General features: G+C 73.6%; 1 protein-coding gene. It reads right to left on the bottom strand.

Annotated features, from left to right (window positions below; translation table 11 throughout):
• On the bottom strand, positions 1-1,272 hold a 1,272-nt coding region (locus TSO352_RS33400), incomplete at its 3' end, for a glycerate kinase (RefSeq protein WP_199231476.1).
• Positions 1,273-1,504 lie beyond the last annotated feature (232 nt).

Raw genomic sequence — 1,504 nt, 5'->3', positions numbered from 1 at the left:
GTCGATCAGGATCGCGCGGAAGTCGTTGACATTGGTCAGGGTCGGGCCGGTGACCACGCTGTCGCCCAGCGCTTCGAAGAAGCCGTGGCCGTCGTTCGCCGTTAGGCTGTCGCGCGGCTTCAGGCCTTGGCTCCACGCCCGCGCCAGCGTGTCGGGGCCGATCACGGCGCCGGCGATCTCCTCCACCCCGTCGACCCCGTCGGTGTCGCCGGCGATGGCGTGGATGGCCGGATGGCCGTCGAGCGCGATGGCGAGCGCCAGCAGGAACTCGACGTTGCGGCCGCCGCGGCCCGCACCGCGCACCGTCACCGTGGTCTCGCCGCCCGACAGCAGGATGCAGGGGGCGGTGACCGGCTGGGCGCGTTCGGCCACCTGCAGGGCGAGGCCGGCCAGCACCTTGCCGACGTCGCGCGCCTCGCCCTCGATGCGGTCGCTGAGGATGTGGGCGGCGTAGCCGGCGCTGCGGGCGACGGCGGCGGCGGCCTCCAGCGCCATCTGCGGCGTGGCGATCAGCCGGGTTTCGCACGCCGCCAGCCGCGGGTCGCCGGGCTTGACGCTCTCGCCGCGGCCGCTCTCCAGCAGCTCGCGCACCGCCGGCGGCACGGCGATGCCGGTGCGCCGGAGGATCGCCAAGGCGTCGGCGCAGCTGGTGGGATCGGCCACGGTGGGGCCCGAGGCGATGTCCATCGGGTTGTCGCCCGGCACGTCGGACAGCAGCAGGGTCAGCACCCGCGCCGGATGACAGGCGGCGGCGAGCCGGCCGCCCTTCACCGCGGAGAGGTGGCGGCGCACGCAGTTCATCTCGGCGATGGTGGCGCCGGAGGCGAGCAGGGCGCGGTTGACCGCCTGCTTGTCCTCCAGCGTCACGCCGTCGAGCGGCAGGGCCAGCAGCGCCGAGCCGCCGCCGGAGATCAGGCACAGCACCAGATCGTCGGCTCCGAGCCCCGAGACCAGCGCCCGGATGCGCTCGGCGGCCGCCAGCCCGGCGGCGTCGGGCACCGGGTGGGCGGCCTCGACGATCTCGATGCGCTCACAGGGGACGGCGTAGCCGTAGCGGGTGACCACGAGGCCGGACAGGGCGCCCGGCCAGTGATCCTCGACCGCCCGCGCCATCGCCGCCGACGCCTTGCCGGCGCCGATCACCACCAGCCGCCCCTTGGGTGGCTCGGGCAGGTTGGCCGGCACGCACAGCGCCGGCTGGGCGGCGGCGACGGCGGCGTCGAACATCCGCCGCAGCAGGTCCCGGGGGACGGTGGCCGGAGCGATGGGCATGGGGGTCTCCCTGTTTATACCGGCGAGCGGTTGAACGGACCTTTCAAGCGCTCGCCGGCCGTCGCGACCGCGACGGCGCGCTCCCATGAGCGCGGTAAAGCCTGCGTGGCGTTTGAACGCGATACGGCAGGCCAATTCATTGGCATGCCGGTATCAGAATCAGGCCTTCTGGCCGATCTCGAAGTTGGCGAGCATCTCCAGCGCGCGGACCATGCCGGAATGGTCCCAGGCA

This window comes from Azospirillum sp. TSO35-2 (assembly GCF_003116095.1).
Classification (GTDB): Bacteria; Pseudomonadota; Alphaproteobacteria; order Azospirillales; family Azospirillaceae; genus Azospirillum.
The sequence above is the reverse complement of the archived record's forward strand: the minus strand, read 5'-3'. Positions and strand labels throughout refer to the sequence as shown.